The sequence below is a fragment of the Cellulophaga geojensis KL-A genome (genome assembly GCF_000568425.1).
Classification (GTDB): domain Bacteria; phylum Bacteroidota; class Bacteroidia; order Flavobacteriales; family Flavobacteriaceae; genus Cellulophaga; species Cellulophaga lytica.
Map to the genome: position 1 here is coordinate 43,826 of NZ_ARZX01000022.1, position 23,254 is coordinate 67,079.

The 23,254-nt window shown below is 32.6% G+C and carries 21 protein-coding genes and 1 tRNA gene; 3 read left to right on the top strand and 19 right to left on the bottom strand.

Translation table 11 applies throughout. The features are described 5' to 3' along the window. Positions 1 to 26: 26 nt before the first annotated feature. The 4 genes from KLA_RS14440 to KLA_RS14455 all read right to left on the bottom strand — a co-directional run bounded on the left by KLA_RS14440 (position 27) and on the right by KLA_RS14455 (position 5,467). Positions 27 to 1,814, bottom strand: coding sequence for a tetratricopeptide repeat protein (locus KLA_RS14440; RefSeq protein WP_034646584.1), 1,788 nt, complete (start codon positions 1,812 to 1,814; stop codon positions 27 to 29). Positions 1,815 to 1,870: 56 nt separating this feature from the next. Beyond that, on the bottom strand, positions 1,871 to 3,142 hold the full coding sequence (gene serS / locus KLA_RS14445; protein ID WP_013621336.1) for a serine--tRNA ligase: 1,272 nt from the start codon (positions 3,140 to 3,142) through the stop codon (positions 1,871 to 1,873). A gap of 88 nt (positions 3,143 to 3,230) precedes the next feature. After that, positions 3,231 to 4,541, bottom strand: coding sequence for an HTTM domain-containing protein (locus KLA_RS14450; protein ID WP_034646586.1), 1,311 nt, complete (start codon positions 4,539 to 4,541; stop codon positions 3,231 to 3,233). Continuing rightward, on the bottom strand, positions 4,538 to 5,467 hold the full coding sequence (locus KLA_RS14455; RefSeq protein WP_013621338.1) for a bifunctional riboflavin kinase/FAD synthetase: 930 nt from the start codon (positions 5,465 to 5,467) through the stop codon (positions 4,538 to 4,540). The genes KLA_RS14450 and KLA_RS14455 overlap by 4 nt, the downstream gene beginning before the upstream one ends. Positions 5,468 to 5,515: 48 nt before the next feature. On the opposite strand from KLA_RS14455, the gene KLA_RS14460 reads away from it, so the two are divergent. Both KLA_RS14460 and KLA_RS14465 read left to right on the top strand, forming a co-directional pair. Further along, positions 5,516 to 9,286, top strand: a complete 3,771-nt coding sequence (locus KLA_RS14460; RefSeq protein WP_034646588.1) for a reprolysin-like metallopeptidase — start codon at positions 5,516 to 5,518, stop codon at positions 9,284 to 9,286. After that, positions 9,283 to 9,963, top strand: a complete 681-nt coding sequence (locus KLA_RS14465) for a hypothetical protein (protein WP_034646590.1) — start codon at positions 9,283 to 9,285, stop codon at positions 9,961 to 9,963. Before KLA_RS14460 ends, KLA_RS14465 begins: the two co-directional genes overlap by 4 nt. On the opposite strand, the gene pth is transcribed toward KLA_RS14465, so the two are convergent. The 3 genes from pth to KLA_RS14480 all read right to left on the bottom strand — a co-directional run bounded on the left by pth (position 9,964) and on the right by KLA_RS14480 (position 12,284). Next, the gene (gene pth / locus KLA_RS14470; RefSeq protein ID WP_034646620.1) at positions 9,964 to 10,599 is read right to left on the bottom strand and encodes an aminoacyl-tRNA hydrolase; all 636 of its coding nucleotides are present in this window, start codon (positions 10,597 to 10,599) and stop codon (positions 9,964 to 9,966) included. A gap of 86 nt (positions 10,600 to 10,685) precedes the next feature. Next, positions 10,686 to 11,297, bottom strand: coding sequence for a 50S ribosomal protein L25/general stress protein Ctc (locus KLA_RS14475; protein ID WP_034646592.1), 612 nt, complete (start codon positions 11,295 to 11,297; stop codon positions 10,686 to 10,688). Positions 11,298 to 11,342: 45 nt separating this feature from the next. Further along, positions 11,343 to 12,284 (bottom strand): ribose-phosphate pyrophosphokinase, encoded by a 942-nt coding sequence (locus KLA_RS14480; RefSeq protein ID WP_034646594.1) that lies wholly within the window; start codon positions 12,282 to 12,284, stop codon positions 11,343 to 11,345. A gap of 163 nt (positions 12,285 to 12,447) precedes the next feature. On the opposite strand from KLA_RS14480, the gene KLA_RS14485 reads away from it, so the two are divergent. Further along, positions 12,448 to 12,527: transfer RNA gene (locus KLA_RS14485), tRNA-Leu, on the top strand. Positions 12,528 to 12,696: 169 nt separating this feature from the next. On the opposite strand, the gene KLA_RS14490 is transcribed toward KLA_RS14485, so the two are convergent. The 12 genes from KLA_RS14490 to KLA_RS14545 form a co-directional block, all read right to left on the bottom strand. Then, on the bottom strand, positions 12,697 to 13,101 hold the full coding sequence (locus KLA_RS14490; protein ID WP_235183579.1) for a hypothetical protein: 405 nt from the start codon (positions 13,099 to 13,101) through the stop codon (positions 12,697 to 12,699). Between the two features lie 28 nt (positions 13,102 to 13,129). After that, positions 13,130 to 14,065: a PD40 domain-containing protein gene (locus tag KLA_RS14495; RefSeq protein WP_034646596.1), complete on the bottom strand. Its 936-nt coding sequence runs from the start codon at positions 14,063 to 14,065 to the stop codon at positions 13,130 to 13,132. A 114-nt stretch (positions 14,066 to 14,179) separates the two neighbouring features. Then, the gene (locus tag KLA_RS14500) at positions 14,180 to 14,554 is read right to left on the bottom strand and encodes a cupin domain-containing protein (RefSeq protein WP_013621345.1); all 375 of its coding nucleotides are present in this window, start codon (positions 14,552 to 14,554) and stop codon (positions 14,180 to 14,182) included. A gap of 182 nt (positions 14,555 to 14,736) precedes the next feature. After that, positions 14,737 to 15,192: a RidA family protein gene (locus KLA_RS14505; protein WP_013621346.1), complete on the bottom strand. Its 456-nt coding sequence runs from the start codon at positions 15,190 to 15,192 to the stop codon at positions 14,737 to 14,739. Positions 15,193 to 15,408: 216 nt separating this feature from the next. Beyond that, positions 15,409 to 16,362, bottom strand: coding sequence for a 2OG-Fe(II) oxygenase (locus tag KLA_RS14510; RefSeq protein ID WP_034646598.1), 954 nt, complete (start codon positions 16,360 to 16,362; stop codon positions 15,409 to 15,411). A gap of 141 nt (positions 16,363 to 16,503) precedes the next feature. Then, positions 16,504 to 16,695, bottom strand: a complete 192-nt coding sequence (locus KLA_RS14515; protein ID WP_051456126.1) for an SMI1/KNR4 family protein — start codon at positions 16,693 to 16,695, stop codon at positions 16,504 to 16,506. A 167-nt stretch (positions 16,696 to 16,862) separates the two neighbouring features. Continuing rightward, a complete protein-coding gene (locus KLA_RS14520; RefSeq protein ID WP_013621349.1) occupies positions 16,863 to 17,666 on the bottom strand; it encodes a VanW family protein in 804 nt (267 codons plus the stop codon). 169 nt (positions 17,667 to 17,835) lie between these two features. Then, entirely contained in the window at positions 17,836 to 18,588 is a 753-nt protein-coding gene (locus KLA_RS14525) for a hypothetical protein (protein WP_013621350.1), read from the bottom strand. Positions 18,589 to 18,788: 200 nt separating this feature from the next. Next, on the bottom strand, positions 18,789 to 19,523 hold the full coding sequence (locus KLA_RS14530; RefSeq protein ID WP_013621351.1) for a hypothetical protein: 735 nt from the start codon (positions 19,521 to 19,523) through the stop codon (positions 18,789 to 18,791). 187 nt (positions 19,524 to 19,710) lie between these two features. Next, positions 19,711 to 21,063, bottom strand: a complete 1,353-nt coding sequence (locus tag KLA_RS14535; protein WP_034646600.1) for a TrkH family potassium uptake protein — start codon at positions 21,061 to 21,063, stop codon at positions 19,711 to 19,713. 394 nt (positions 21,064 to 21,457) lie between these two features. Further along, positions 21,458 to 21,886, bottom strand: a complete 429-nt coding sequence (locus KLA_RS14540; RefSeq protein WP_034646602.1) for a hypothetical protein — start codon at positions 21,884 to 21,886, stop codon at positions 21,458 to 21,460. A gap of 60 nt (positions 21,887 to 21,946) precedes the next feature. Beyond that, positions 21,947 to 23,026 (bottom strand): SMI1/KNR4 family protein, encoded by a 1,080-nt coding sequence (locus KLA_RS14545; protein ID WP_034646604.1) that lies wholly within the window; start codon positions 23,024 to 23,026, stop codon positions 21,947 to 21,949. Between the last annotated feature and the right edge of the window lie 228 nt (positions 23,027 to 23,254).

Consider the following 23,254-nt stretch of genomic DNA (forward strand, 5'->3'; position numbering starts at 1 on the left):
TTTTTGTACAGTTTGCAAAGCTATAACTAATTTATAGCGTCTCCTCTAAGTTTTCTAAACTCTTTTCTGGCTAAAGGAAAAAAATAGCTGTCTTGGTAGCCGTATATTATTTTCTCGTAATGGTATTTAGCTTCTTCTGGTTTGTACAGTATTGTACGGTACAACTCGCCTAAGGCATAGTGTGCATCGTCTGCTAAAATTCCTGATTTATAAAATTCTATAATTTTTAGGTAATTAAGCTCTGCTTTCTCGTACTCTTGTTGTTGTATAAGTAGTTCTGCTTGTTTTAGCAGAGCTTCGTCTTCAATTTTTTCTCCTTTGTGATTTTCTAAAATATCATCTAAAGCTGCTATTGCTTCTGTGGTTTTATTTTGATAGGCTAATAAATCTGCAGTAGCATATTTTTTTAAGGCTGTTTCGGTAGAGTCCTGCAAGCTGTTGTCAGAAATTAAAAGGCTAAGTTGCATAGCATCATTTGCAATAAGTTGAGATGTAGAACTGCGTAACACTTTTAATTGTGCTAAAGCCCAGTCAAAATCTCCTTTGTAAAAACTTGCTTTTGCAACCTTAAAACGCGCGTTTTGAGCTAAAACATCATTTTTTAGGTTTTTTTGTATTTGTGTGTAATAAATTAAGGCCTCATTAAACCTCTTGTTGTATACCAAAATATCTGCTAAAGCCATTTTTATTTTAGCTTCTTCATACCTGTTAAGCTGTAGTTCTAGTGTTTTTTTTAATACAGATGTAGCTTCTTCTGTTTCATCTTTTTTAAAAGCTAAAAAGTTAGCGTACCTAAGCTGTAACATTATACTGTGTGGTTTGTAACCATAAGTTTCTAGCAATGCAGCAAATGCTTTTTGTGTAGCATCTGTATTTTTGTTGTTAGACAAGTCTAAGTCTAATGCTATCCTTTGCAATTCTGCATATAATTTTACATTATCTACCCTAGGGCTGTTAACTACAATGTAATTATAAATTTCTTGTGCAGTTTCTTTTTCGTTTTCATCAACACAAATATTAGCTAATGTTTGTAATCTTCTTAAGCTGTTGTCTTGTGAGCGTTTGTAAATTGCTTTTTCTTGACTAAAAGCACTGTAAAATTGTTTTTGCTGTATAAAAAGCCAACTTAGCATTTCATTCCAAATAATATCCGGACTTCTTTGTGCGTTTTTAAGAATAAGTTTTTTTAGTATTGTGTTGTTTCTGTTATCAGAATCTGTGGTAATAAAATCGTCTAAATTACGTATTACCGAAGACATTCTATTAGGATCTTTAGCAACTATATTTAGTAGACTGGTAAACATTTTCTCTACATTACCTTGTTCCCCATAAATACGTGCTAACTGAAAATTAAAATCTAAAGCCGGATTTAATTCCATTGCTTTGTTGTATGTTTTTGCAGCATACTCTAAAAGCGAGTAGTTTTGGAATTTATATGCTAAGCCGTATCCGTTTCTTGGGTTTTCTTCTACTTTTGAGTAGGCCAAATCATAATATTTTTTGGCCTCTTCATTATTGCCTTGTAGGGTATAATTGTGTCCTAAGTCTATATAATAAACAGGTATTGGGTTGGGCGAATCTAAGTTTTTTTTAATTTGTTTTTCGGCATCAGAATAACGCTCTAACTGTTGGTAGCAACTAATTAAAAACGTTTGATAGTCAGATCTTCTTGGGTTTTCTTTTACTAATCTCTCGTAAAAAACTACTGCCTTGTCAAAATCACCATCATCATAATACTGTTTAGCTAAAAAGCTGTTTTGCCCAACGGAAAGTTGCGCAAAACAGCAGGCTAGTATAAGTATAAATATTCTCAAGAAATCTATTTTTTAGTAAAGATACCAAGAATATAAGAAGTTCTTGTTAAAGAACCTTAATCTATCATGTCAAAACCACAATAAGGCACAAGAACATCTGGTATTTTAATGCCTTTTTCTGTTTGGTAATTTTCTAAAATCCCTGCTAAAACACGTGGTAAAGCTAAAGAACTTCCGTTTAAGGTATGTGCAAATTGGCTTTTGCCGTTTTCATCTTTAAAACGTAGTTTAAGTCTGTTAGCTTGGTATGCTTCAAAGTTAGACGCAGAGCTAATCTCTAACCAGCGGTCTTGTGCTGTAGAAAACACTTCAAAATCAAACGTAAGAGCAGATGTAAAACCAAGGTCTCCGCCACAAAGGCGTAACAATCTGTATGGTAATTTTAATTCTCTTAAAATATCTTTTATATGTTCTACCATACCATCTAAAGCAGCATACGAATTGTCTGGGTGCTCTACGCGTACAAGTTCTACTTTATCAAACTGGTGCAATCTATTTAAGCCACGCACGTGCGCACCATAGCTACCAGCTTCTCTCCTAAAACAAGGTGTATAACCTGTGTATGTAATAGGAAAATCTTTTTGGTTAACAATAGTGTTTCTAAAAATGTTAGTTACAGGTACTTCTGCAGTTGGTATTAAGTATAAATCATCTGCAGTAACGTGGTACATTTGCCCTTCTTTGTCTGGTAACTGACCTGTTCCGTAACCAGAAGTTTCATTTACCAAATGCGGAACCTGAATTTCTTGGTAACCAGCGGCTGTATTTTTGTCTAAAAAGTAAGCAATAAGTGCACGTTGTAATCTAGCACCTTTTCCTTTATAAACAGGAAAACCAGCACCAGCAATTTTAACACCAAGTTCAAAATCTATAATGTCATATTTTTTAGCTAGTTCCCAGTGTGGTAAAGCACCTTCTATTAATTCAGGAATATCTCCTTCTCTAAAAATTTCCTCATTATCTTCATCTGTGTTTCCTGCAGGTACACTAGGGTGTGGTACATTAGGAATTTGGTACAGTAAACTTTGTAATTCCTCAGCAACCGTATTTAATTCTTCTTGGTATGTTTTAGACTCTTCTTTTAAAACAACGGTGCGCTCTTTTAAAACTGTTGCTTCAGATGCTTTTCCGGACTTAAAAAGCATACCAATTTCTTTAGACAACTTATTGCTCTCTGCAAGTGTGTTATCTAATTTGGTTTGTGCATCTCTACGTTTTTCATCTAATGAAAGTACGTTTTCTAACAAAGGAGCTGCATCTATATTACGCTTTTTTAGGGCGATAATAATCTCGTCTTTTTGTTCTCGGATAGCTTGAAGCTGTAGCATTTATTTAAATTTTAAAAGCAAATTTAATGGTAAAAAGGGATTGCGCAAAAGAGAATGCGTAAAACTTGAAGAGTTTAGTGCTTGTAATTTATTTTGGACTAGGTAAAATAAAATTATTGTGCTTAAAATGATGCCATTTTTCTTGTGCTAAATCTACTTTAGGATCTATAAAAGGTTGGTATGGTTTACCGTTAATGCTAACTCTAGAGTTTACGTATACAGCAATATTTTTATTTTCCTTTTTGGCTTCTTTTTTTAAATGTTGTGCAAATTGCCAAATAAAATCTGGATATGCTCCAATTTTTCTGCGTTGTTTTTTAGTAAGATAGTTGTTTAAATTAATTCGCTTTTTTTCATTTGTGTCTTTGTCTACTGTAGTAAAAGTAACACTTCCAGAACGTGAACGTAGCATCATACGCCAACTAAGTCTATGCCCTTCTTCGGTCCATAAAACATTGTCTTTAAAAAAATGATGTCTTATGGGTAACCCCAACTGAAATAAAAAATAGATAACCCAAATACCTACAATAAGTTTTTTGTGTTTTGGCGGGGCAAGTGTATGTACTTTGTATTTTTTCTCTTTTAAAAAAAAGATATCTCTAAGTTTTTGTGGCTCAAAAAAGAAAACTGTAAAAGCCAAAGCTAAGTACGGGAAAATGCCTATTTGAAAAACAATAGAGTTAAACAAGTGAAAAAAGATAGCTAAAATAAAAGCAATTTTTCGGCTAGGTTTCCATAATAATGCAGGAATAATAAGTAAATCAAACAAAATACCAAAAACAGCTACAATTTTGTGCACCCAAGCAAGTTGTAAAAACTCGCCAATTAAAAAATAGTCTGCTTTGTTTTGCATTAGCACTTTTATAAAGCCAAAGTCTAACCAGTCTGCATACAATTTGGCTACAGAAGCATATGTGTATACAATGGTTAGCTGTAGTACAATTATATATTTATAATATGCGTGCATTTTGGTAGTGCGTAGTTCTGGATTATTTTTAGCGTCTACAGAAAGGTCTGTGTTAGCTGGGAAAAACACCATTATCCAAGAAATTAACATTAATAGGTAATAATGGTTGTTGTATGATGTTTTTTGCATTAAATACACACAGCTCCATAACAATGCAAAGGCAAGCATACTGTACCTGTATTTGTATCCTACAGAAATAAAAATACCAGTAATACCCATAATAATAAAATAGGCATACATACTAGGGCCAGTAATAATATTTAGCCACTCAAAACCAATAAAAGAAAAATTAAAAGTAGGTTCTACAAGGTTGGCCTTTACCCAGCCAGTAAGTATAGCTCCAAAGGACTCTAAACTTATAAGCATGCCAAAAAATATTCTAAATAGAATTAAGCCGGCATTGTCTATTTTTTTAAATAGGAAAGTGGTCATAGTTTAGCAATTAAACTAGTAGCAGTTTCTTGGTCTTTTGTAAGCTGAACTTTTAAATCGTTAATAGAGTCAAACTTTACTTCATCTCTAATGCGCTCTAAAATGTCTACCTGTATTTTTTTGCCGTAAAGATCATCATTAAAATTGAAGAAATTTACTTCAATGGTTTTTTCTGTTCCGTTAACAGTAGGGTTGTAGCCAATATTCATCATACCAAAAACAGTAGAATTGTTTAATTTGGCTTTAACTACGTACACACCATTTTTAGGTATTAATTTGTACTCTTCTTTTATATAAATATTTGCAGTAGGAAAATTTAATTGTCTCCCTAAGCCTTTACCTTTGGTAACAATACCGGTTAACATATAATTGTAGCCAAGGTAACTGTTGGCTTTGCTAACATCGCCTTCTGCTAATGCTTTTCTAATTTTTGTAGAACTTACAGATACGTCATCAATTTCTTGTGCGGTAATTTCCTCTACATTAAAATCAAACGTAGTGCCGTAATTTTTTAAGTCGTTAATATCTGCATTACGGTTACGCCCAAATCTATGGTCATATCCTATAATAATTTTTTTGGTATTGAGTTTATTAACTAAGATGTCACGAACAAATTCTATTGCGCTAAGCCTAGAAAATTCTTTAGAGAAAGGATGAATAATTAAAAAATCTAAGCCTAAGTTGCTTAGTATCATTTCTTTTTCTTCAATAGTGTTAAGTAATTTAATATTACTATCTTGTTGCAAAACCATTCTAGGATGCGGGAAAAAAGTAAGCACAGTACTTTCTATTTCTAATAGTTTGGCACTATTTATGAGTCTTTCTAGTATCTTTTTATGGCCAATGTGTACACCATCAAAAGTACCAATTGTAATAACTGTAGCGTGTGCTTTGTCGAATTTTGTAATGCTTTTAATTGTTATCACGAGACTAAAATAATAAAAAGACTATTTTTGAATATTAAATTGCTTTTAATGATTACAAAACTACGCCTTGTTTTTTCAATAACCATATTATTTGGTAGCTTTTACGGTTTTGCACAACAGAATTATTGGAAAACTGGTAGCTTACAACATAATTTAGCGTCTAAAACTATACAAAATATAGATGTAAATAAAGCAAAAACGTTTTATTTAGATGAATCTTCTTTTTCTGCTTCTTTACAGCCAAATATAAGTGCTAAAGGAAAAAAAGTAATGTATTTTCCTGATGCTAACGCAGAACTAAAAGCTTTTTATGTGGAAGAACATGCAATTTTTGCTCCAGGTTTGGCTGCAAAATATCCTAATATTAAGTCATACATAGGTAAAGGAGTTGTAAATCCTAACCAAAGAATACGTTTTAGTATTTCTCACAAGGGTATACAAAGTATGATGGTGAATGCAGATAAGGAAGAAGCAACTTATATGCAGCCTACAAAGCAAAACAAAGGAGAATACGTTATATACAAAGCAAGTGCACACCAGCATAAAGATGCGTTTGTTTGTGAAACAGAATCTGTAATAGCTACAAGTAAAAAAGCGTCTGCAGCTAAGCAAATAAACGACCAAACTTTAAGAACATACAGAATAGCTATTTCTGCATCTGGTGAGTACACAGCTTATCATGGTGGTAGCGTGGCAGATGCATTGGCAGCAATAAATGCAACACTAACTAGGGTAAATCAGGTTTTTGAGACCGATTTAGGAATACATTTAGAACTAGTAGCAAATACAGATGAGGTAATTTATACAGATGCAACAACAGATCCGTACTCTGGTAGTTTAAATACGCAAGCGCAAAATACATTTTCTACAGTAATAGGTGCTGCTAATTATGATGTGGGACACCTTTTTCATCAAGGACCAAACGGCGGTAATGCAGGTACTGTTGGGTCTGTTTGTGACGACAATTGGAAAGGTAGAGCATACTCTTCTCGCAGTACACCAGAAGGAGATTTATTTGATGTAGATTTTGTTGCACATGAAATAGGGCATCAATTTGGGGCTAACCATACCTGGTCTTTTGATTCAGAAGGTACTTTAGTGCAAGCAGAACCAGCAAGTGGATCTACAATAATGGGGTATGCAGGTATTGCAGATGGCAATAATGTACAGAGCAATGGAGATGATTATTTTCATTATTATAGTATTTTTCAGATAGCAGAATATGTTAGTGGTTTAAGTTGTGGCGTAAATACTGCAATTACCAATAATCCGCCAGTTATAAGTCCTTTATCTAACTATATTATCCCTAAATCTACACCGTTTGTATTGTCTGGTGAGGCAACAGATTTAGATACAGGCGATTTGTTAACGTACTCCTGGGAACAAATAGATAACGGAGTAGTAACACGTACTAACTTTGGGCCAGAAAATCCTAGTGGAGCAAATTTTAGATCTTTAAAGCCAAGTACAGAAAAAGAGCGTTATTTTCCTAAAATAGAACGTGTAATACAGGGTAATTTAACACAAACAAACCCATCTGAGGGTTCTTCTTGGGAAACAGTTTCTGATGTAGAAAGAGATTTAAATTTTGCATTTACAGTAAGGGACAATGCAGTAGGTGGCGGACAAGTAGCCTCTGAAACTATGAATGTTAGGGTTGTTAATGCAGCTGGGCCATTTGCTGTAACATCACAAAGTTCTAATGTTGTTTACCAATCTGGCTCTGTGCAATTGGTAACTTGGGATGTTGCCGGTACTAATGCAGCGCCTGTTAATACAGAAACGGTAAATATATATTTGTCTATAGATTCTGGTTTGTCTTTCCCTACCTTATTGGCAGAGAATGTAGTCAATGATGGTTCGCACATAGTGCAAATACCCAATGTGGTAACAACAACAGCTAGAATACGTGTAATGCCTACAGATAATGTGTATTACGCAATAAATTCATCTAACTTTACAATAAATACCTCAGATGTTAATTTAGAGTTTGAAAAATTAACTTATAACGTTTGTCAGCCTAGCAACGTGGTAATACCTTTTAAGTATACTGTTAATAATGGTTTTGATGAGACCTCTACGTTTAGTGTTTTTGGAGCGCCAGCAAACTTAGGTGTTTCATTTTCTGCGCCTACAGCAGATACCAATAATACAGATGTAGACCTTACTTTGTCTAACACCCAAAATGTAGCGCCAGGAACTTATGAGCTTACTGTACTTTCTAACTCGGTTTCTAACACTACAGGAGTGGTTGTTACCTTAGTAATTGGCAATACTAGTTTTGCAGATGTAGGGTTAATTTCTCCAGGTAATGGTGCAGCTGGTGTTAATATGAACGAAACATTACTGTGGGAAGAAAACGTAGCGTACTCTTCTTATGATTTAGAAATAGCTACAGATGCAGCTTTTGCAAATATAATAGAAACTAAATCTACTCCTTTTACAAGCTATAGACCTACTAATTTGTTGGCAGAAACAACATATTACTGGCGTGTTAAGCCAAAAAGTTTATGTGCCGAAGGTACTTTTGGACCTGCATATACTTTTACTACGGCTTTAGTTAGTTGTAATACTAAACAGGCTCAAGACTTACCAAAAACAATACCAACTGTAGGTACGTCTGTGCTACAGTCTAAAATTACTTTTTTAGACGATTTACCAATTACAGATGTTAATGTTAGTGTAGATATTGCACATAGTTTTTTAAGCGATTTAACAATAAGTCTAATATCTCCTCAAGGAACAAGAGTGGTGTTAACTTCCAATTCTTGTGGTGATTTTCAGGATATTAATGCTGTTTTTGATGATGATAGTCCAAGTTTTGTATGTGGCAGTGGAGCTAATGCGGCAATTGAAGGTAGTGTTAGGCCGTTAGGTTCTTTGGCTTCATTAAATGGCGAATCTGTTTTAGGTGAATGGATTTTAGAAGTTAAGGATGGTGCCTCTTCTGATGGAGGGCAAATAAATAACTTTAATTTAGAAATTTGCGTAGAAGGTTTGTCTAGGCCAGATGAAGATAATGATGGTGTTTTTGATGATGGAGATGATGCTTGCTTAGGAACACCAAATGGGGCAGAGGTAGATGTTAATGGTTGTGCTATTTATAGATTTAGACCAGATAATTTTGCAATTTCTATAGAGAGTGAAGCTTGTACCACTAGCAATGATGGAGAAATTTTTATTGATGCTGTAGAAGAAATTAATTACAGTGTAACCATAACTGGTAACGGAGTTAATATTACAGAAGCATTTACAGATACAGTAAGTTTAGACGATTTAAGTGCTGGTACGTACCAAATTTGTATATCTGGTACAGACGGTACAATTACTTATGAAGATTATTGTGTAACAGTTGTTGTTACCCAACCAGATGTGTTAAAAGTATTGTCTGCTGTACAGAACAAAACACTTAATTTGCAGTTAAGTGGTGCTAATTTGTACAATGTAGAGTTAAATGGAGTAACGCTACAAACTACAGATAAAACAGCTAGCTTGGCGCTTAAAAACGGTTTAAATACAGTAAAAGTGTCAACAGGTTTAGAATGCCAAGGGGTGTACCAGCAGCAAATTTATATTGCAGCAAATCCGGTAATATCACCCAACCCAACACAAGGCAAGGCTGTGGCTTATTTAGGTACTTTATCTGGCTCTGTAACGGTTACTATTTACACTTTAAGCGGACAAATATTAGAGCAGAAAGAATACGCTGTTCAAGACGGAAAAGTAAATTTAGATGTATCTGCCTTAGCAAAAGGGATGTATGTAGTGTTGTTTGATGGAGGAGCGGTTAAAGGTGAAACAAAATTAATTAAGAAATGAAAAAATTACTAATGCTTTTGTGTCTATTATTGGCACTGTCTTGTTCTAAAAGCTCTCCAAAGCCACCATCATCACCAGAACTTCTTTTTCCTTTAAAAAGCTCTGAGTGTACTACTGGTATTACTATAGGTACAACAAATACAAGTGAGGTAGAGTTGCAGTGGAATGCATCTGCAAGAACAGATTTGTATGAAGTTAAAATAACTAACCTAAATACTAACTTAACGCAAACACTAAGTACAACAGCCATAACACAAAAGGTTGTTTTAGATAAAGGTGTAGCCTATTCTTGGTTTGTAATAGCTAAAAACGATGAGGTTTCGCAGACAACAGCCAGTGAAATTTGGAAGTTTTACAATGCTGGATCGCAAACTACATATCCGCCTTTTGCTGCGGAAATAATAGCGCCTAAATCTGGACAAACAGTGTTTAAGGATACCAATAACGATGTAGAATTAGAGTGGGTAGCAGAAGATGTAGATAATGATATAGCTAGTTACCAAGTGTATTTTGGTAGTGTTTCACCGCCTACAGATTTGTTAGCAACTAACGCACCAGATAATACAACAGTAAAAGTAGGTGTGGTAGCCAATACAGTCTATTATTGGAAAGTTGTAACTGTAGATGAAGAAGGAAACTCATCAGACTCTGGTACTTATGAGTTTAAAGTTAGGTAATTAAGTGTTGTTAAAGTGGTTCATAGTAGTTTTTATGCCTGCTAGTACAAAAGATTTTATAAGTTCAATAGAACGTTCTAAGCGTTCTGGCATTTTCTCTTGTTCTTCTTGGTTCCATTCCCCCAAAACATAATCTACCTGTCTGCCTTTTCCAAAATCGGCACCAACACCAAATCTATATCTGTTGTAAGAAGTAGTTTGTAATATGTTTTGTGTGTCTTTTAAGCCGTTATGGCCGCCATCACTACCTTTAGTTTTAACGCGTATTGTACCAAAAGGTAGGTTAATATCATCTGTAATAACCAATAAGTTTTCTAAAGGAATTTTTTCTTTCTCTAACCAATACCTAATAGCTTTTCCGCTAAGATTCATATAAGTAGATGGTTGTAAAAAAAGAATAGTGCGCCCTTTAATTTTATATGTGGTAACAGCGCCTAATTTTTGTGGTTCAAAAGTTAAAGATTCTTTTTTAGCAAAGGCATCAAGTATTTTAAACCCAATATTATGTCTTGTTTCTGTATATTCTGTGCCTATATTGCCTAGGCCAACTACTAAAAATTTTTTCATAGGATCTTTTTCTTCTAAAAAGAACAACGGTTTTGTTCTAAAAATTGATTTTAATATTTGTGCTATCATATGTAACAAAAGCACCAAAAATACAAAAGCATCCTGAAACTTGGTAAATTCCAAGGCAGGATGCTTTAATTTGTATCTGTAAAGATTTACTCAGCAGCAGGAGCTTCAGCCTCAGCTTCTCCTTCTTCTTCGTCATCATCAGCAGCAACAACGTTACGAGATGATTTAACCTGTACAACAACTGTATTGTCTGGGTGTAAAATAGTAAAATCATCATTTACTAATGAAGATACTGCTATGTTACCACCAATTTTTAATTTATTGATATCTACATCAAAGAAATCTGGTAATTTAGCTGGTAAAGCTTTAATAGTAAGCTTTCTTTTTCTAAATAATAATCTACCACCATTTCTAACCCCTGGAGAGTTACCTACTAAACGAACAGGAATATCCATAGTTACCGCTTTATCATCAAATAATTGGTAAAAATCTATGTGTATAATTCTGTCTGATACTGGGTGAAATTGAATGTCTTGAATAACAGCATTCACTTTTTCTCCGTTTTCCAAATCTATCACAACTGTGTGCGCGTTTGGAGTGTACACTAAATCTTTGAACGCTAATTCTGGTGCTGAAAAATGTAGTGGTTGTTCTCCTCCGTATACTACGCAAGGAACCATTCCAGCATTACGTAAGGCTTTAGTTGCTTTTTTGCCCACGCTTTCTCTTTTTGATCCTGTAATTGTAATTGACTTCATTATATATATTTAATTAATGTGCGAAATTAGTGTATTAGATCTATATTACATTAAAAATTTAGAACTAATAGACGTATTGTTATGTACTCTAGTCATAACATCAGCAAATAACTCTGCAGATTCTACAACTTTAACTTTAGGACTTTGCTTTTTTAACGGAATTGAATCTGTTACAATAAGTTCTGAAAGTTTAGATTTTTCAATTTTTTCATAAGCATCACCAGATAATAAAGCGTGCGTTGTAATAGCTCTTACGCTAAGTGCACCTCTTTCTATCATAAGATCTGCTGCTTTTGTTAATGTACCTGCTGTATCTACCATATCATCTACAAGTACTACGTTTTTACCTTCTACGTTACCAATAAGCTCCATATGAGAAATTACATTTGCCTTTTCTCTTTGCTTGTAGCAGATAACAACATCACTTTCTAATGCTTTAGAATATGCATAAGCTCTTTTAGAACCTCCCATATCTGGAGAAGCAATAGTTAAATTGTCTAGTTTTAAACTTTTTAAGTACGGTAAAAATAATGTAGAGGCAAATAAATGGTCTACAGGTTTTTCAAAGAAACCTTGTATTTGGTCTGCGTGCAAGTCCATTGTAATAATCCTTGTTGCACCAGCTGTTTCTAACATTTTAGCTACTAATTTAGCAGCAATAGGTACTCTAGGTTTGTCTTTACGGTCTTGTCTTGCCCAACCAAAGTATGGCATAACAGCTGTAATGTGTCTTGCAGATGCTCTTTTAGCTGCATCTAACATTAAAAGCATTTCCATTAAGTTTTCTGAGCTTGGATTTGTAGATCCAATAATAAAAACTCTTGCGCCACGAACAGACTCTTCAAAAGAAGGCTGAAACTCGCCATCACTGTATCTAGAGAATTTTACTTTTCCTAAGTCAGATCCAAATGATTTGGCAATTTTTTCAGCTAAAGCAGTACTTTGTGTACAGGCAAAAATTTTAGGTTCTGGGACTGTGTATGACATTGTTGTGTTGTTGATTTCTATGTTGGTCGTTATCAGTATTTTAAATACCTTTTTTTAAACGAGGTGCAAATTTATAAATTTATTTGTGAAGCTAAAGGATAATTGTTTTTATTTTTTGTAAAATAATTAGAAATTATTTTTACTTTTGCAGCCCGTTACAATTGCTCGAGTGGCGGAACTGGTAGACGCGCTGGATTCAAAATCCAGTTCTTCGGAGTGTGGGTTCGATTCCCACCTCGAGTACTAAAAAAAGCCTTGATAGTGATATCAAGGCTTTTTAAATTTTTAGACTTATTCTGTTATAAATATTAAAGATATTTTATAGTTGTCTTTGTCTCCACTAGCAAATACCATTCTGTTTTCTGTTAGCTCTATAAGTTGTAAGGTAAAAGAAGTACTTTTAACAAGATCTTCAGTTACTTCGCCTCTTAATTATAGTTATGTATAAACGCCCTTCATCTTCATAAAAACTATATTCTGCTTCGGCAATTTCGTTATCTCCGTAGTAACAATTTTCTAATCCCGCTGCTACTTCTATAATTCCGTCTGGTTTAAAAGTGTAAATATCATCTACAAGACAATCGTTTTGTTCACTTTTTTGCTTAGAATTGTAATCAATATAATACGCTTCTAATTTCCAGGCTTTAGAGCTGTTATTGTGTAAAATGGTTAAATCTTCTGACGAGTATAGTTCTTGGCTGGCATCATCATCATCACTACTGCAAGAAACTGTAATTATTAAAATAAATAGTGATAAGATTGATAATTTAAAGTTATTTATAAAATAAGATTTTTTGGTTCTGTGTGTCTTAACCAATTATTGTACCACTTACGTATTTATAAGTTTAATTTTTAATTATATTTAATTTGGTAACATATATTTTACTTAAACCATTTTTGCTCTCTTTTATATAGTTTTTAAAGTCTAAAACTGTTTTAAACTCTTGAGGCTTAATGTTTTTTCTTTTGCTAGTGAAGTATAATTTTTGATTTTTTTCATCATAAAAAGGGCAATACTCCATATATTTTGTGTTTATAGGAAGCCCTAAGTTTTTAGCTTTTGACCAGTTGTTATTTTTGTCTTTTTTAGAAATGTATAAATCCCCACTTCCTTGACCGTCTTTGGCATTGTATTTTGTGAATAGCAAAAAGTCTTCAGATTTAGAGATAAATGCATTAAACTCATAACCATCACTATTAATATTTTTGTTTAAAAGAACGGGTTCTTGGTATTTGCCTTGTTTCCATTCGCAAAAATAAATATCATCTTTACCTAATCCTTTAGGAGAAGCCATTGTAAAGTATAAATTATTATTGCTGCTTATTGTTGGGTAAAATTCATCTAAATTAGAGTTTACTGGTGTTCCTAAGTTTTTTGGATTAGACCAACCGTTATTTTTGGTATCCCTATCTACATACCAAATATCAAAATCTTTTTTTTGACTACTAGAGTTGTTTAACGGCCTGTCTGATACAAAAAATAGTCTGTTTTGATCTGGAGTTAAAAATGGCTCTAAATACATAAACTCATCACAAAAGGGTAGTAGTTCTGGCTCTAACCATTTGTTGCCTACTTTTTTTAACGTTGCTATTTGAGAAATTCCACCATCTGGACTTTGTATTGTAAAATAGGCTTCATTACCGTTATTAGAAATGCAAAAATCACGTACGTTGTAAAACTGATTTAGCTTTTTGTTATACGTTGTAATTTCATTTTCAGTTTGGGCACTTAATAAATTAGAAAATAAAAATAGAGCAAGTAGTAATTTAATTTTTCTCATAGTTTTTTTAATATAAGCCAAAAAAAATCCGAAGCTCAGGAACGCGTGCAACGAAGCTTCGGAAATTTTAATAAATAGTTTACTGTTTACTTATAAAACAGCGTTTTTTAAGTGTTACTTCTTATCTCCAAAATAAGAAACACCGCCACCGCTTAAAAAATCTTCTCTAACAGGGCTAAACGTGTCAATAAGCATACCTTCTTCTAGGCAAACAGCGCTATGCAGTAAATTTGGTTCTATATAAACCCCATCTCCTGCTTCAACAATTTTCTTTTCACCATCAATTTCAAACTCAAACTTACCAGATACACAATAGGTAGCTTGTGTATGAAAGTGTTGGTGTGGAGCACCTAGTGCACCTTTTTCAAACTTTACTTTTACCATCATAATTTGGTTGTCATACCCTAAGAATTTTCTTGACACTCCTCCGCCAAGTTCTTCCCATTCCAAATCTTTTGTGGCAATAAACTTTTTACTAAATCGTTCCATTTTATTTTATACTTTTTAATGATTTTAGCAATATAATTTATTTTTAAAAAAGTATGGAGTAATGTATTAGAAACTTTTTAAGTAAATGGGTGTAAAACCGGGTTTGTTGTAAACCGTACATATTTAGCAGCTATTGTTTTTTGTATTCTGTTTTACGCTTTAGTGGTATTGTTAGTTAATTATTACTTTAGGGTAAAAGTAGCTGTTAAGCCCACACTAAAATTACGAGGTAGTTTATGAACCCCAAAAATGGCTCTAGAATGTTTTCCTTTATCTTCTAACACCTTAACAAATAAGTCCGATGCTCCGTTTGCAACAATGGGAGAATCATCCCAGTCTTGCCCCGACTGAAAATAAATATCAATATGATTTAGGCCAACAATAGCATTAAACCCTATTTTGTTTTTTACCTGTGCCAATACATTTAATGCGCATATTTCCATTGCTTTATATCCTTCTTGAGTAGAAATTTTATCTCCCAAACGCCCTTGGTATAGGTAAGTATTGTTAATTATTGGAAATTGAATTGCTATGTACGCTATATTTCCTCTAACATTAACAGAAATATAACTGCCACCTGGTGTAGATACTTCAGGAAGCTCTAAATTTAGCTTTTTTAAATTCTCTTCTGCACTCATACTTTTTAACTTGTTTTTTGGCTTTAAAAACATACGCTTTTAGCAAGCCTAATTTAACAAATTAAAACAGGATAAAACGTTGTTAACCAAAAAAAGCTAGTACCAATGCCTTAAGGTTTACATATAGGCAAGTACTAGCAATTGTTGTTGTACGGTATGGCAATAGTATTTTTTACTGTTTTTGTACAAAAAGAGCGTTATTGTAGCTTTTTTTCTTTAAAAAGGAGCAAAAGTATCTTTTGGTTCTTTAGGCAAGCTCCAACGTTGGCGAGGTGTAATGTTTTCTGGAGCAGCAGTATTAGAACCAGCACTACCAAAATTACCATAACTACTAGTGCTGCCTCTTGGTATTTGCATACGATCTCCATATAGCCATACAACCAAGTTGCTACGCTGGCCACTTGTTATTGGGTGTGTAGCGTGTGGTACGTTACCACGGTGAAGTATTGCTTTACCTGGCTCAAAAAACGTTTGTACCGTTTGCTTAGTGCTTTTGTCATAAAAATCTACTTCAGAGCCGGTGTATTCCTCATCAGGTAGGTTAATGTTAATGTTTAAAGTAGCAGATGAAGCATCTGTGTGTGCTTGTAAGTCTTTTTCTTTGTCTGGATTGTATCTAATAGAAAACCCAAAAGTTTGACTATCATAACCCTGTGTGCCAAGTAATAAACGAGAAATAGGCCTCATATAACGGTCCATAATATCATTATAAAATGCCTGAAAATTAGGTGCGCCAAGGTGTCCCTCAGATCTTGGGTCTAACATAACCCCATAACGGTTTAATTGTATACCGTATGGTGGGCGTGCAGGAATTTTAGAGTTGGCTGCGGCTTCTAAATAATTACGAAACTCTGCTAAACGCTCAAGATCAAAAAATTGTATTTTGTAAACACCTGGTATAATCTCTTCCCATAAATCTGCAACAGCATTTTCTTTTTCTGGATTTTTCCAAGCGCTATTAACTGCTCCTCTTAAACGCGGATCTAATAATGATTGGTCTGGTATTAATAAATTGTTTTTGTTTTCAATTTCCCATTCTACCCAAGCATCTTCAAGTAATTTACGGTTGTTATTCCAAAAATGAGAGACCGACTCTTCACGATGAAGAGAAGCTTCACGAGTAGGCAATGTAAGCGAGCGTGCTTGTGCCAGTGCATTAGTATTTGTCATTTTTTCTGTGTTTTAAAATTATAACACAAAATTACGTGCAGACTTCTGTTTAAGCTTTGTAAAAATTAATGAGGTTTTGGTAAAAAACGAGGTAACTAATGATTGTTATAGTTTAATATCATTCTTTTTTTGTCAGATTTGTCAAAAAAATGGGTAAAGTTGAAAGAAGAAATCATCAGTGTCTATTTCTCCACCATTTGATTTTTTCATTCGGTTTTTAAATTCAGTTGAGAATGTTACGTTCAGTTCAGATTCTGTTTCTATTATATATTTTTCTTCTACAGGAAAAGGCATTTTTGTTTCATTTTTTGTTGACTTTCTTTTATTCTGCAATTCTAGTAAATTATGCAGAACGGTCTAATGTATTGGCAGTAGCAGATTTTAAGCACTAAAGTTAGCAAGTAAATCACAGATAAAAAGTCTACTAGTTCCTACGCTTCGTAATTTGTAAGCATACTAATACTAGCAATGAATTATACACGGTTTTACCCTTTATTATTTTAATTTTTAAGAAACGGATTATACATCATAATAGCGTGATTTTCAACTATAACTTTTTCGGTAATTGTATTTTCTGTTGACGTTATTTTAACAATCTGATTATGTCGTGAATATCCTCCCCAAATTTGCTGTTTTATTTGATGATTTCTTTCTTCAATTTTAAATGTTTCATTCAATTTTTCTTTAGATAATAATTCTCCGTATAAATGAGTTTCGTCCATCCATAATTTGATGATGAAATTATTATCTGTTTCATTTTTTATTTGTAGGTCAATATAATTGTACGATAAAGTTGCTCCTGCACCAAAAGGTACTTTTCTATTTACATCTGGAAAAACATCAAATCCGTGTCTATATCGCTCTTTAATTGTTAATGGACTATGTGCGAAAATCCAAAAAAGCAAATTTCCAAGTTGGCAAAGTCCTCCGCCAATATCTTTATCAATTTTTCCGCTTTTTAAAACTAAACCTTCTAAATAGCCTTTTCTTTTTGTAGGCCTACCAACTAATTTCCAGAGTGAAAAATATTCATTCGGTTTAATTTCAATTTGATTTAGATGTTTTATAGCAATTTCAAGATTTGTTCTTTTGTTTTCTTGAAGATACATTTCTACATCTTTTAGCGGTCTTAGAATTAGTGATTTGTGTTTGAATACTGAATAATCGAAATCTTTTTTTGCATTGCTTTTTGAGTATTTTTTATCCGTAAAAAACCAATTCCATTTTCGTTTTAGGATAAAGTATTCTTTTCCTAAAACTTGTCTTAATTGACCTCTTTTTATTGGTTTTTCAATTTCGTTCATTTTGGCTATTTTTAATAAAGGTAACGGTTGGGCTAAGCGTAGTTGCGTGTTTCAGCTACTAATTTAGCAAATACAAACCGAATAGAAAATCCGCGAGTCCCGACGTTTCGGGATTCGCAAGTAGGCGAGAAACAAGCAATGAATTTTATACGTTGTTCTACGCAGTTTTTTAGTGATAATATTGACTTAAAAAACTCGGATTTCCTTTTTCTTCAGAGTAATAATAAATTCCGATTATTAATTTACTATTGTCAGGTACTTTGTCATTAATTCCATTGTCATTACTTGTCCATTCCGTTTGTTTGATAATTCCTGTCAGTTTTTGGTCTATCGGATTTCCAAATCCACTTATTTCAGTCACACTTTTAATTGTCAAATCAGATGCGAATGTTATTTCATAAATCCCAAAATTTTTATCAAGTTCAATTCCTTTAAATTGTTCTAAGTTTTTATGAAGTTTTGATATTTCTCGATAACTTATTTTATCAGTCGAATTAATATTATTTTTCTTGAATGTTCTTAAAATATCTAATTCACGTTTCTGTCTATTCTGATTAGTTTTATTAAGATACAGTATACCAGAACACATTCCAATTCCAAAGTTCCCGTCTTTGTTTTTTCGTGCATAAGCAACTAACTTTGTGTTTGTAGGAATATAAATGTCGCAAGAACTTCCAATTCCATTATCACTTCTGCCATAAACATAAATTGATTTCAATTGTTCTCCTTTATACAATTCATTAATCTTTATGTCTGCTTTATATCCTTGTTCATTTTTTTGATTCGGATAGATTTTTAGAATTGTTATGTTAGCGACAAATTCCGACTCAATAAATTTTTCCGTTATTTTCGGTTCATCGCAATCGCAAGCAAAAACTCCGATTGAAAATAGAAATATTGTGATTTGCAGGATGTTTTTCATAATTGATGGCAACGGACTTGTGTATGGAACGTAGCGTGCAAAAAGACACTAATTTTTCGGATAAACACAGAGCCGAATTTTTATATTTTGTTTTAATTTATTTCTTTAATACCAAATCAAAAGGTTTTGCGACATCGCAAATAAACACAGACTTTTGAACTAACACAAACCAGCCCTATTTACTATATATAGTGTTAACATTAGTTTGCTTTTTTTAATATTTTACTTATTTCAGGTGTTTTTTTGTCGTAAGCAACAATTATGGAATCCCCGACTTTATATAAATCTTTTGTTGATGAAAATTGACAATCAATAATTTTGTTTTCAATTTCTATTTGATAAGAATAAATCCATTTAGCGGCTATTTCCTTTCGTTTTATTATATATGCATCTCTAAACTCTTTTTCTAGTATTACAGTTGAAGTCTTAGGAGATTCTTCATTTAAATTACTCAATATCGTATTTATTTCATCACCATAAAAAATGTTGTCAAAAACAATAGTAGTAGGTATTATACACAATACAGATAAAAGCAATATTAATTTTTTAGTTTTGTTGTTTGGAAAGAATATCCCTTTTAAAACAGAGAAAAAGACACCCCAAGATATTCCTATTAGTATTATTGATAGTATACCCCAAATAGTTTGTCTCGTTATTCCCAGAAGTCGATATATTACTAAAGCTAAAACTAAAGGAATAAGACTTAATAGTATTTTTTTTGAGTTTTCAACAGTAAATTTAGCGGTAATATTTTTTATGTCAAATCCAACGTTATTTTTTGGAGGAGGTGGCGGAGTTAAATCTTTTTCGTAAAATTCACATTCATTATTAAAATCAGCAATGTTACCAGTTAGATTACAAATCAAGCCTTGTTTGAAATCTGGTTTTCTATTAACACAGGTTTTACAAAATTTCAAATGATCTTCTCTTGTCATATTTGTATTTTTTTTAATTAATGTTAACGGTCTCGGCTATGAGTAGTTGCGTGGGTTAGCACTTAACTTTGCAAGTACACACCAAGTTGGAAATTCCTGCGGAATTTCCAAAGAAGGCGAGAACAAGCAATTACTTATAGCCATTGTTGTGTGGCGTTTTTTTCTATTTTTCCTTATATTAATTTTTTCATACAGCCAAATCATCAGCTCTGATTTTTTTAGAATCGTTATCTTTTTGTTGCAACAAAGCAAATCCAAAAGTTAGAACTCCAACTCGACCAATAAACATTAAAATAATTATCAATGTTTTCCCAATATTAGATAAATCTCCTGTAATTCCTGTGCTTAATCCAACAGTTCCTAAAGCGGATGCTACTTCAAATAATACGCTTTCAAAAGAAAAGTTTTCAAAGTAAGAAAGTAAAAATGAAAACAAGAAAATTAAACTCGTATAAAGCATAAAAGTAGATGTCGCAACATATATTCTCTCAAATGGAATAAGTCGGTTTAAAAATGTGATTTTTTTCTGACCAAACAATCGACTTTTCAATATCGATAGCATTGCCGTTAATGTCGTTATTTTCATTCCTCCTGCTGTTCCCGAAGGCGAAGCACCGATATACATAAGAAAGGTTACAAGCAACAATATTGGCAAAGATAATTCACCGATAGGTATCGTGTTAAATCCAACAGTTGTCATAGCTGACATTGCTTGAAAGAAAGAGGTCATTAGTGAACTATTTGAGCCAAGAATAGATGATGACTCTGTTGTGTAAATGAGTAAAGTACCTAAAAAAAGCAAAAACAAAAAGCCATAAACAATGATTTTAGTTGTAAACGAAATTTCTTTTGATTTACCTCTAATTCGATACCACAAATCTGTAATTACAATAAAACCCAAAGAACCAGAAATTGCTAATACAGAAATAATTGTATTAATAAAAGTATTGTCTTGATAGCTTTCGAAACCATCATTAAACAATCCAAATCCAGCTGTGCAAAACGATGAAATACTATGAAAAATTGAAAACCAAACTGCTTTTAAACTTCCCATTCCTGAATTGGTAAAGGCAAAGTAGAAAAGTATAGCTCCAATAGTTTCCATTATTAGGGTAAAAACAATAACGCTTTTGATGAAATCTTTTATCTGAATTGTATTGGGTAAAGTAAATTCAGTACCTATTAACTTACTATGCCAATGAGTTATTTTTTTTGTGGTAAATATTAAATAGTATGTCGTTAGCGTCATATATCCAATTCCGCCAATTTGTATTAATGCCATAATAACAAACTGACCGAAAAAATTATAGGAATCGAAAACGCTTATAGTTACAAGTCCAGTAGTTGAAATTGCAGAAGTCGAAATAAACAAATTATCTAAAACGGATATGTCGGTTTTGTGAAAAAAAGGAATAGACAGTAAAATAAATCCAATGAGCGTATATAAAAAGAATCCCCAAACTAAATTCATTTGAGGTGATTTACTAATTTGGAATTTTCGGTACCAATTAGATATTTTCTTGTATGTTTTATTTTTCATTTTTTGTATTCAGGTTTTTGTTTGTAAATGACACACAACTAGTAAATAAACTCAATTTATTGCGTTTATTCCGCCAATATGGGTGAGTAAATGCACATTTGGCTTGCTAGTTTGTTATTTGGTTGTTTTATTTTCTTATAATATATATTAATTTTTTATACTGTAATAATGGAAATGTGTAATTGGCATATTTTTAGTACAATTTGTAATTATACATAAAAAACTAGAGAAGTTAACACCCTGTATTTTGTTTATATAGTGTTTTTGTGTTCTTGCTGCTAGCGTGTAATAATATGCTATTTTTTTTAGATTAGTATTGAGCCACACAGTAGGTGCATTATAAATATACACATGCACAGAACCTTTTTGTTTTGCCCCAAAGTCCGCATTAGGTTTAGGTATTGTTAGGTGCAGTTTTTATTCTTTTCATACTTACATATTCAACAATTTTTCCACCAATAAAAACAAACAATGATATAATTCCAGAAAAAATCAGTCCGGTTATAAATGAAAAATTCCGTCCTGTATCCAAAATCATTTTTTGCATCGCTTCTTTTTGCTCAGTTGTAATTTCCTCTCCGTTAAAAAATCCGTCTCCATTTAAGTCAAATTTTTGTAGAGCCAGTTCCAATGTAATGTCAGAATAAGTCGCTCCTCCAACAATCAGAAGATAAATTCCGAAAAACACAGTTGTGCTTATCCAAAACCATTTCCATTTTCCATTCGCGAATAACTTTTTTCTTTTCAGAAGTATTATTCCCAAAGTCATTATTGAAATCTGGCTTGGAATTATTAAATGATATGGTAAACTTATTTCGTTCATTAGTTTCGTTTCGGTTTTGTTAAATTACCTACAACGTTTAGTATAAGAGCAGTGGCGGATTTAAGACCACAGCCTTTTCCACCAAGACCTGCTTTTGTTACTAGTATTATCGTTTGTTTTATCACTTTCTCCGCCATTGCTTTTATACATTGTTGGCGGTAGTTTTTCATCATTCGACTTCTCTTTGAATTCAAATGATTTCTTCAATTTTTCTATCTCTTCAGGGTTTTCTTTATGATATGGAATTTGTAAAAAGTCCCAGTTTTGTTTTGATAAAAATGGTTGAAGAAATTCCTCAATAATTGACTTTAAATAATTTGAATTGTCTTGAAATGATTCTACTCCAATTCTTAAGTCGATATCCAAAACATAATTAAAATCTTTGTTGTTTTGGAAAAGAAAGGTTTTACTTTGAAATTTATTTGGGGTTATTCTAAGATGAGCAGATAGCTTTGAATTTATCTTTAGTTCTCCGTAATACCATTTCTCAAAATTATACCACCCATAACCATCATTTGTCTTTTGCTTAAGTTCTAGGTCAAACGTCTTATTAATTATTCCTGCAATTTGCTCTATTGGCTCATCAGATTTTAGTCCAATAAAAAATGAAGTTGATTCATAACCGTAATAGACTAATTTGTTAATTAAGTCATCATAGGATTTAACTCTTAGTTTTTCTTCATATCCATTATCAGCACATTCTAATTCAAAATGTACAATCTGAGGAATTTCATATGCTGATTCAACATTATAACCATAATCAAAACATAACATTGTATGACCATCCATATGTGAGAGAATAGGAAGTCTTTCTAAATTAATGAATTCGGATTCTGTCGAACTTTCAAGTTCTTCTTTGTCCATATATTCTAGCAATACATCTTTTAAAATTTTATAACCTCCGTGATTGATAATTTGGTCAATTGTTGAACCATTAAATAAAAGTTCATTGACATCACCATTATGGATTAGAGCACTTTTCCATAAATATCCACCATTTTGGATTTTCATATGTTCCCTGTAAAGACTTGGAAATTTAAATCCAATTTCAGTTTCTTTTTGAACGATTTGTTCTTCCGTTCTTCCAATACTTTTATCAGTAAATCCTTTTGCAGGTTGTTTCCAAATATCTTCTGTCATATGATTTTTCTGTAATTACCGCCAACTAGTAAATAAACGCAATGTATTGCGTTTATTCCACCAATATGGGTAAATAAATGCACTTTTTGCGAGTTACTTATTTTTCTTACAATTTATAAATGTTTTTTTATAGCAAAAAATAAAATGTATGGTTGTACCATTTTGCTGCTTGTTTGGTATTAAAATGTGTATGGTTTGTGACTAGTCCTAAATAATCGATACAGATTA